Annotated in this window: 11 protein-coding genes; all 11 read left to right on the top strand. The window is 58.4% G+C overall.

The window, feature by feature from the left end; genetic code table 11:
• Positions 1-966, top strand: a complete 966-nt coding sequence (locus tag AC2FNN_RS14025; protein ID WP_496759161.1) for an NAD(P)-dependent oxidoreductase — start codon at positions 1-3, stop codon at positions 964-966.
• Between the two features lie 35 nt (positions 967-1,001).
• Entirely contained in the window at positions 1,002-1,274 is a 273-nt protein-coding gene (locus tag AC2FNN_RS14030; protein WP_496759162.1) for a hypothetical protein, read from the top strand.
• Entirely contained in the window at positions 1,271-2,302 is a 1,032-nt protein-coding gene (locus tag AC2FNN_RS14035) for a sterol desaturase family protein (RefSeq protein ID WP_496759163.1), read from the top strand. The genes AC2FNN_RS14030 and AC2FNN_RS14035 overlap by 4 nt, the downstream gene beginning before the upstream one ends.
• Positions 2,303-2,472: 170 nt before the next feature.
• Entirely contained in the window at positions 2,473-3,288 is an 816-nt protein-coding gene (locus tag AC2FNN_RS14040; protein ID WP_496759164.1) for a PaaX family transcriptional regulator C-terminal domain-containing protein, read from the top strand.
• A 234-nt stretch (positions 3,289-3,522) separates the two neighbouring features.
• Positions 3,523-4,725, top strand: coding sequence for a 3-oxoadipyl-CoA thiolase (gene pcaF / locus AC2FNN_RS14045; RefSeq protein ID WP_496759165.1), 1,203 nt, complete (start codon positions 3,523-3,525; stop codon positions 4,723-4,725).
• Positions 4,726-4,740: 15 nt separating this feature from the next.
• Positions 4,741-5,718, top strand: a complete 978-nt coding sequence (gene paaA, locus AC2FNN_RS14050; RefSeq protein WP_496759166.1) for a 1,2-phenylacetyl-CoA epoxidase subunit PaaA — start codon at positions 4,741-4,743, stop codon at positions 5,716-5,718.
• Between the two features lie 23 nt (positions 5,719-5,741).
• Positions 5,742-6,026 carry a 1,2-phenylacetyl-CoA epoxidase subunit PaaB gene (gene paaB / locus AC2FNN_RS14055; protein WP_209507558.1) on the top strand — a complete coding sequence of 95 codons (285 nt, stop codon included), beginning with the start codon at positions 5,742-5,744 and terminating at the stop codon, positions 6,024-6,026.
• Positions 6,026-6,784, top strand: a complete 759-nt coding sequence (paaC, locus tag AC2FNN_RS14060; protein WP_496759167.1) for a 1,2-phenylacetyl-CoA epoxidase subunit PaaC — start codon at positions 6,026-6,028, stop codon at positions 6,782-6,784. Before paaB ends, paaC begins: the two co-directional genes overlap by 1 nt.
• 6 nt (positions 6,785-6,790) lie before the next feature.
• Positions 6,791-7,249, top strand: a complete 459-nt coding sequence (paaD, locus tag AC2FNN_RS14065) for a 1,2-phenylacetyl-CoA epoxidase subunit PaaD (protein WP_496759168.1) — start codon at positions 6,791-6,793, stop codon at positions 7,247-7,249.
• A gap of 13 nt (positions 7,250-7,262) precedes the next feature.
• Positions 7,263-8,336 carry a 2Fe-2S iron-sulfur cluster-binding protein gene (locus AC2FNN_RS14070; RefSeq protein ID WP_496759169.1) on the top strand — a complete coding sequence of 358 codons (1,074 nt, stop codon included), beginning with the start codon at positions 7,263-7,265 and terminating at the stop codon, positions 8,334-8,336.
• A gap of 13 nt (positions 8,337-8,349) precedes the next feature.
• Positions 8,350-9,100: Phenylacetic acid catabolic protein (locus AC2FNN_RS14075; RefSeq protein ID WP_496759170.1), on the top strand; the 751-nt coding region annotated here is incomplete at its 3' end.

Here is a 9,100-nt window from a genome sequence, read left to right on the forward strand (position 1 = left end):
ATGAAAGTTGGATTTATCGGCCTTGGAAATGTCGGCGGGAAACTCAGTGGCAGTTTGCTGCGCAATGGCGTTGATCTGACCGTACATGATCTGAACTCTGATCTGGTGTCAGGTTTCGTCGACCGCGGGGCAAAGGCTGCCGAGAATCCGGCACAACTGATGCGGGATTGTGATGCGGTGATCACCTGCCTGCCTTCTCCGGCGGCTTCGGACGCTGTGATGCAGGAAATGCTGCCCGAAGTGACCGAGGGCAAAATCTGGATGGAGATGTCCACCACGGATGAAGCAGAGGTCAAGCGTCTGGGTGCGATGGTGAAAGAACGCGGTGGCGCTGCCGTCGATTGTCCGGTCTCGGGCGGATGTCATCGGGCGGATACCGGCAACATTTCGATTTTTGCCGGATGTGATCGCGCTACGTTCGAACGTATCCTGCCCTTTCTGACCACGATGGGGCGTCGCATCCTTCATACCGGTAAGCTGGGATCTGCTTCGGTACTGAAAGTGCTGACCAACTATCTGGCCACTGCAAACCTGATCACCTGTTCAGAGGCGCTTGTCGTCGCCAAGGCCGCCGGAATGGATTTGAATACGGCGTATGAGGCAATCAAGATCAGTTCGGGGACATCCTTCGTGCATGAAACCGAAAGTCAGGTGATCCTCAACGGATCTCGCGATATCTCGTTCACGATGGACCTGGTGTTGAAGGATATCGGCCTGTTTCAGGAGGTGGCGGATCGCGCCGGGGTGCCGCTGGAGATCAATCCGCTGATGATCGAAATTTTCAAGGACGGGATCGAGAAATACGGCCCTCGTGAGTTTTCCCCCAACATCATCCGCCGGCTTGAAGACAAAACCGGGCTGGATATCCGCGCCCCGGGGTTCCCATCGGAAATGCTGGATGATGAACCCGAAGAGCCCGGTTACGAAGTGATCCCGCAAGGATCTGAGCTGAAGGCCGCCGAATAGGGCGGTGCGCGGCGGGCAAGAAACGGATCTATGTCATGGCGGATCATCAATCATGCGCCGGTACATTCGCCGACAAGGGCGGATCCTGCATCACGCCTGAAGCAAAACGGCTGGAACGCCTGGCCGTTTTTCGTTCCCCAAAGAAACCAGATGGGCGGGGCAGGTTGCGCAAGGCGCTCGATAACCACCGCCCTTTCCTTAAATTGGTCACATCGTGTATCGCCGGCCATCACGCAAATATCCTTACGAGCCGCCACCGGCTTGGTCCTGAAAAAGGTGACTTAATTCAGGAAAGGACAATCACGTGACGATCCAAGATGCCAACCCTCAGGACACCACCAACGCACCGCCCGAGCCCGGACCCATGAGCCGCGAATGGCATTGGCACCCGGACTTGCCGGTGAAATTCGCCCCGTACTGGAACTGGCCGCCGAAAATCAGCGTCCTGGCGAAATGGGTTTGGCAGAACTGGCTTCAGTTCTCGGACCGCTCGATCTTTCTGGCATTGGCCTTTCTGGTGGCCTTCTGGGTACAACCTGTCGATGCCGGGCAGGCCTCGTTTGCCCCGGGCTGGATGTCATGGGTGTTCATTCGGAACTGGGTGCTGCTTTTGATCGTCGCGGGTGGCCTGCACATGTGGTTCTACGGGGTCGACGGTCAGGGAAAGCTGCTGAAATACGACCCGAGACCCTACATGAAGCGAAAGAACGCTTTGTACAAGTTCGGCTATCAGACGTGGGACAACATCTACCATTCAATGGTCTTTGGCGCGACATTCCTGTCGATGCTGGAGTGCTTTCTGCGCTGGATGTATTCCAACGACTATATCGCCACGCTCAGCTTCGCGGCGCATCCGGTCTGGTTCGTGCTGCTGTTCCCGATCCTGGCGATCTGGCAGAGCTTTCATTTCTACGTTGTGCATTTGTTTCTGCATCAGCCATTCATCTACAGACATGTTCACGCGGTGCATCACCGCAACGTCAACACTGGCCCATGGTCGGGCATGTCGATGCATCCGGTCGAGGTTTTGGGGTATCTCAGTGCCATCCTGATCGTGCTGGTACTGCCCAGCAACCCGGTGCACATGATCTTTCTGGGGTATTGGCTGATGTTGGGCGCCGCCTCGTCTCATTCCGGGTACGAGGCCATCTGGGCGCGCGACCGTCAGGCGTTGTTGATCGGGGCGTTTTTCCACCAGTTGCATCACCGTTATTACGAATGCAATTACGGCAACGCGGAAATGCCCTGGGACAAGTGGTTGGGAACCTATCACGACGGCTCGGAAGAGGCCACGAAACGGACTCGCAACCGCAAACGTGACATGCATTCCAAATAGAGCGGCAGGCGCCGCGGGCCGCGCGCAGCTGGCGCTGCCTCGGCCGATCATTTGTCTTGCCCGACAACGCTTGACTGAACCGACCCCGTTGGCGAAATCCTGACCCTGTACGAAACTGTTTGCGCGCTGGGCCGGATGGCATTTCCTTCGGGCCCGATTATACTGGGCAAATGAAAGATACCGCTCCAGACTGGTTTGAAACCTGTGTCAGCCGGCTGACCACGACAAGCACCCAGCGGGTGTGGTCTGTTCTGGTCACGATTTTCGGCGATCTGGCGCAGGAAGGATCAGATCAGATCAGCGGATCACTTATCACGGCGCTTACGCGTCTGGCGGGGATCAGGGCCGAGGCCACGCGTGTTGCGTTGCATCGGTTGCGCAAGGAAGGCTGGATTGAAAGCACGCGGGTCGGTCGGAACAGTGTGCACAGGCTGACCAGCTTTGGCCGCGGTCAAAGCGTTGCAGCCGCACCGCGTATCTATTCCCGCGACCCGAACATGCCGGATATCTGGCATGTCCTCATCGCCAGCAACTCGGAAAGTTCCCGAAAGGAATTGTCGGACCTGATGCTGACGGGGGATTACTTCTCGCTGAATGCGTCCACGGCCATGGCGCCCGGGCCGATGCCGGATGATCTTGAAGAGCTTTTGGGTTTCGAGAGCGACACGATGTCCGTCCCGAACTGGCTTCGCGACCTCTGCGGGCCGGAGCCGTTGAAAACCGCCTATGATCAGTTCTGGGACGCCATTCAGGTTGTTGAGCGGCTTTTGCCCGCAGAGGGGGCGGGCGATCCGATGCGTTCGGCGGTTCTGCGCGTACTGGTGGTGCATGCCTGGCGACGTATCGTTCTGCGCCATCCAAGCCTCCCGCCGGTTTTCCTGCCGGATGACTGGAAAGGCGCGGCGTGCAGAGAAGCTGTCTCGCACTTGTTGGAAAGGCTGCCGCGCCCCTCGCTATCGAGCTTGGAAGCCGATCTGATAGACTGACCCTCGGCAAGGCAAAGTTCGGGCGAGCTGTTGGATTTCCTGCCATTATTAAGAATGGCTGCGTCGTCTTTTTTGCAGTCAAGAAAACCTCTTTGGTCAGCAGCCATCTTTAATGTTACAGGATGTGCGACATGTGAGAAGATTGAGTAACATAAGCCTTGCATCGAATCAGGGGAAGATTTATTAACCGACCAGACGGTTGATATTGTTCCATGGGAACAGGAGTACTCTAAAATGGACGCTTTCATTTGTGACGCGACGCGCACTCCGATCGGACGCTACGGAGGAGCGCTTTCGTCGGTCCGCACAGATGATCTGGCTGCTCTGCCGTTGGCGGCATTGAAGGCGCGCAATCCTCAGGTCGACTGGGCCAATGTTGACGACGTGATCTATGGCGATGCCAATCAGGCGGGCGAGAGCAACCGAAACGTTGCGCGTATGGCGGCACTGCTGGCGGGTTTGCCGATTGACGTTCCGGGAACGACGGTGAACCGTTTGTGTGCCAGCGGTATGGACGCCGTGGGAATGGCGGCGCGCGGCATCAAGGCGGGCGACTATGATTTGGCCATTGCGGGTGGCGTGGAAAGCATGTCCCGTGCGCCGTTCGTCATGCCCAAGGCAAGTTCGGCGTTCACCCGCAGCAACGCGGTATACGACACCACGATCGGATGGCGTTTCGTGAACCCGAAGATGAAGCAGGCATACGGCGTCGACTCCATGCCGCAAACGGCCGACAATGTCGCGGAAGATTATGGTATCAGCCGGGAAGACCAGGATGCCTTTGCCGCGCGCAGCCAGTCCCGCTGGGCCACCGCGCATTCGGCTGGTGTGTTCGCGGACGAAATCACCCCGGTTTCGGTTCCCCAGCGCAAGGGTGATCCGATTGTCGTTGATACGGACGAGCACCCGCGCCCGGGAACTACGGCAGAAAAACTCGCGGGTCTGAAAGGTGTGAACGGGCCCGACAAAACCGTGACGGCGGGAAATGCGTCCGGTGTGAATGATGGCGCGGCGGCGATCCTGATGGCGAATGAGGCCGCGGCAGCCAAGAACGGTCTGACCCCGATGGCCCGTGTGGTTGGCATGTCGGTTGCGGGTGTTGCGCCACGTGTGATGGGCATCGGCCCGGTGCCGGCCAGCCGCAAGGTGTTGGCCCGCGCAGGGCTGAGCGTGGATCAGATGGACGTGATCGAACTGAACGAGGCGTTTGCGTCTCAGGGTCTTGCCACCTTGCGCGAGCTGGGCCTTCCCGACGACGCGCCCCACGTGAACCCCAACGGTGGCGCGATAGCGCTGGGCCATCCCCTGGGCATGAGCGGTGCGCGTCTTGTGCTGACCGCAGCCTATCAATTGAAACGTACCGGCGGGCGCTATGCCCTGTGCACCATGTGTGTTGGTGTCGGGCAGGGTGCGGCCCTTATACTTGAACGCGTGTAACGGAGGAGACGGGACATGTATGCTCAGATGGTAGAATCCGAAGCGTCAAATGAAGATCCGGAAAAGCTTGCTGAATTTCAGGCGCGGATCGACGCGGATATCAAGATCGAACCCAAGGACTGGATGCCGCACGGGTATCGCAAGACGCTGATCCGTCAAATTGGACAGCACGCTCATTCCGAGATTGTGGGCCAATTGCCCGAAGGCAACTGGATCACACGCGCGCCGACGCTGGAGCGGAAGGCGATCCTTCTCGCCAAGGTGCAGGATGAGGCCGGGCATGGTCTTTACCTGTATTGTGCCGCCGAAACGTTGGGTGTCAGCCGCGATGAACTGACCGAGATGCTGCTGGATGGCCGCATGAAATACTCGTCGATCTTCAATTACCCGACGCTGAACTGGGCGGATATTGGCGCGGTCGGATGGCTGGTCGATGGCGCTGCAATCATGAATCAAGTGCCGCTGCAAAGAACATCTTACGGGCCGTACTCACGCGCCATGATCCGCATCTGCAAGGAAGAAAGCTTCCATCAGCGCCAAGGCTATGACGCGATCCGCAAAATGGCCGAAGGCACGCCCGAGCAGCGCAAGATGGCGCAGGACGCGATGAATCGCTTCTGGTACCCGTCGTTGATGATGTTTGGACCGTCCGACAAGGATTCTGTCCACTCCGCGCAGTCGATGGCTTGGAAGATCAAGATCAACACCAATGATGAGCTGCGCCAGAAATTCGTCGACCAGACCGTCCCACAGGCCGAATATCTGGGACTGACAATCCCCGACCCGAACCTGAAGTGGAACGAAGAGCGCGGGCATTACGATTTCTCAGAGCCGGATTGGTCGGAATTCTTCGATGTGATCAAGGGCAACGGCCCCTGCAACGTCGACCGACTGGCGGCGCGCAACAAGGCTTGGGATGACGGCAAATGGGTGCGTGACGGGCTGTTGGCCCACGCCCGCAAGAAACAGGCCGGCAATCTGGCTGCCGAATAAGCTTACCCTGAGGAGGAAACCCGATGAATACCGAATGGCCCCTGTGGGAAATCTTCATCCGCGGTCAACATGGGATGAGCCACCGACATGTCGGCTCGCTGCATGCCCCGGACGCGGAAATGGCGATCAAGAACGCACGCGACGTCTATACCCGCCGCAACGAAGGCGTCTCGATTTGGGTGGTAGAAGCCAACAACATCTCGGCCTCGTCGCCCAGTGACAAAGGTCCGTTGTATGAGCCCAGCGAAAGCAAAGTGTACCGACACCCGACCTTTTTCGACATCCCCGAAGAAGTGGGGGCGATGTGATGACCCGCGACGAAGCGTTTCAGCAGTTCCTGCTGCGGATGGGGGACAATACCCTGATCCTGGGCCATCGCGTCAGCGAATGGTGCGGCCACGCGCCAGTGTTGGAGGAGGATATTGCACTGGCCAACACGGCGCTGGACCTGATTGGGCAGACCCAGATGTGGCTTGGCCTTGCCGGAGAGATAGGCGGCGGCAAAACCGCCGATGATCTGGCATTTCTGCGCGACGCGTGGGATTTCCGCAATGTGTTGTTGGTCGAGGTTCCGAACGGTGATATCGGCCGCACCCTGATGCGCCAGTTCCTGTTCGATGCCTGGCATTCGATCATGCTCGGCCGTCTTCTGACATCTTCTGATGATCGTGTCGCCGCGATTACTGCCAAAGCCAGCAAGGAAGTCGCCTATCATCTCGAGCGTTCGGCAGAAACGGTCGTAGGTCTGGGTGATGGAACCGAAGAAAGTCACACCCGGATGCAGGCGGCGCTGGATTACCTCTGGCCCTATGTGGGCGAGATGTTTGTCAGCGATGACATCGACGCTCAGATGGCTGCGGCCGGGATCGCGCCGAACCCGGCCGATCTGCGCGAAGAATATGATGCGCTGGTCAAACGGGTTCTGGCCAAGGCGACATTGACCCTTCCGGAAAGCCGATTTGCCCATAAAGGCGGGCGGGACGGGCGCATGCATACCGAACATCTGGGCCATCTGCTGACGCAGATGCAGTGGCTGCAGCGCGCCTATCCCGGTGCAAGCTGGTAAAAGCGGATGCGGGTGTCGACTGACCAGATATGGAGCTGGCTGGATGCCGTGCCCGATCCCGAAATCCCGGTTATTTCCGTCGTGGATTTGGGCATTGTGCGCGATGTGCGCTGGGACGCTGACACTCTGGTCGTAACCGTCACGCCAACCTATTCCGGTTGCCCGGCGACATCCATCATCAGTATGGATATCGAAACCGCCCTGCGCGATCACGGCATCGGGGATCTGCGCATAGAAACCAGCATTTCACCCGCCTGGACCACCGATTGGCTCAGCGAAAAAGGCCGCGCCAAGCTGGAAGATTATGGAATTGCGCCGCCGCAACCCGCCGGCGGCCCGGATCGCTGCCCCCATTGCGGCAGTAAAGCAGTCGAAAAGGTCAGCCAGTTCGGCTCGACCCCGTGCAAGGCCCATTGGCGCTGCACTGACTGCCTGGAACCCTTTGACTATTTCAAGTGCATCTGAGGAGGAGTACCGGATGGCACGTTTTCACGACCTGAAAGTCACCGACATCCACAAAACCATCCGCGATGCGGTTGTCGTTACGCTTGAACCCGTCAACGGTGCGGCGGAACAGTTCGACTTTGCCGCTGGCCAGTACCTGACGTTCCGGCGCGAATTCGACGGTGAAGAACTGCGCCGCTCCTACTCCATCTGCGCTGGCAAGGATGACGGTGTTCTTCAAGTTGGCATAAAACGTGTCGAGGGTGGCGCGTTCTCAAGCTGGGCAAATGAGGACCTCAACATAGGTGACGTCGTGCAGGCGATGCCGCCCATGGGCAATTTTCACGTGCCCATCGATGCGGATGCGGAAAAACAATACCTTGGCTTCGCCGGCGGATCGGGGATCACGCCTGTTCTGTCGATCCTCAAAACCACGCTGGCCCGAGAACCCAAATCCCGATTTACGCTAATCTATGCCAACAAGGGCATCAACACGATCATGTTCCGTGAGGAACTGGAGGATCTGAAGAACCTCTATATGGGTCGGCTAAACGTCATCCACATTCTGGAAACCGACGCGCAGGAGATTGACCTGTTCACCGGTTTGGTAACGCAGGAAAAATGCCGCGAGCTGTTCAAGCACTGGATCGATGTCAAGAATGCAGACACCGCATTCATCTGCGGGCCAGAGCCGATGATGCTGGGTATTGCCGCCGCTTTGCGGGAACACGGACTTGAGGACAGCCAGATCAAGTTCGAACTCTTCGCCAGCGCCCAGCCGGGCCGGGCCAGGCGCAAGACAAACGCGGCCGACGCAGGCACGCAGGCAAACCAGACCAGTGCTTCGATCACACTGGACGGCGCGACGCAGACCGTCACCTTGCCGAAGGATCAGTCCATTCTGGATGCCGCCCTGGAAAATGCCATGGACGCGCCTTACGCCTGCAAGGCCGGGGTTTGTTCAACCTGCCGCTGCCGTGTTCTTGAGGGCGAGGTCGAGATGCTCGCCAATCACGCGCTGGAAGATTACGAGGTCGAAAAAGGTTACGTGCTGAGTTGTCAGGCCTACCCGGTGACCGACCGTGTGGTCGTGGACTACGACCAGTAAAGGGAGAGGATCAATGACCGACGCCATGACACTTGACACCTATCTGGCCGCAGGCGGAGTGCTGACCAATCCGACCAACGTACCGCCGCGTTACCGCGCCGAACTGATGAAACTGATGGCTACGTTTGTGGACAGCGAACTCGCAGGTGCCGCAGGGTTTGCTGATGTCATCAACCAGGGCCCCGGCATAAAGGAACGCATCGCGGCGGCGAAGATCGTGTTGGAAAAGACGGACCATGCGGACCGGGTTCTGAAAATCATGGGTGAGTTCGGCGCCGACACCGATCGTTATGCCACGCATCACCCGTGGACCGCCCGGTTGGATCGAAAAGCGGATATCGGCGCGACCCGCAGCGAACATGACATGCGGCTTGCGGTGTTCAATTATCCGATTTCCGGTTGGACTGATGCCGTCGTCATGAACCTGCTGATGAGCCGTGCTGTGGCAGAGCAACTGGCCGAGTTCTCGACCGTCTCTTACCAGCCACTGGCCGAGGCTTTCCGGCAGATCGCACCAATCGAGGCGCGTCACGGCGAACTGGCGTTGGAAGGTGCTGTGAAGCTGGTTGAACACGAAGAGTCGCAAGACATGCAAGACGCTGTGGACTATTGGTGGCCACGCGTAGCGGTGTCTTTCGGGAGGGATGACCCGAAACGATTTGAGCATCTGAGATCACTTGGCTTGCGCCACAACACCAACGCTGCCCTACGGGAACGGTGGACGCGGGCGGCGGATGCAGCCCTGAAAAGGTTGGGTTTGAAAT

The sequence above is a fragment of the Ruegeria sp. BHSA118 genome (assembly GCF_059613405.1).

Coding starts and splice junctions, on each gene's coding strand:
- AC2FNN_RS14025 (WP_496759161.1), top strand. CDS start 1: ATGAAAGTTGGATTTATCGGCCTTGGAAATGTCGGCGGGAAACTCAGT.
- AC2FNN_RS14030 (WP_496759162.1), top strand. CDS start 1,002: ATGGCGGATCATCAATCATGCGCCGGTACATTCGCCGACAAGGGCGGA.
- AC2FNN_RS14040 (WP_496759164.1), top strand. CDS start 2,473: ATGAAAGATACCGCTCCAGACTGGTTTGAAACCTGTGTCAGCCGGCTG.
- pcaF (WP_496759165.1), top strand. CDS start 3,523: ATGGACGCTTTCATTTGTGACGCGACGCGCACTCCGATCGGACGCTAC.
- paaA (WP_496759166.1), top strand. CDS start 4,741: ATGTATGCTCAGATGGTAGAATCCGAAGCGTCAAATGAAGATCCGGAA.
- paaB (WP_209507558.1), top strand. CDS start 5,742: ATGAATACCGAATGGCCCCTGTGGGAAATCTTCATCCGCGGTCAACAT.
- paaC (WP_496759167.1), top strand. CDS start 6,026: ATGACCCGCGACGAAGCGTTTCAGCAGTTCCTGCTGCGGATGGGGGAC.
- paaD (WP_496759168.1), top strand. CDS start 6,791: ATGCGGGTGTCGACTGACCAGATATGGAGCTGGCTGGATGCCGTGCCC.
- AC2FNN_RS14070 (WP_496759169.1), top strand. CDS start 7,263: ATGGCACGTTTTCACGACCTGAAAGTCACCGACATCCACAAAACCATC.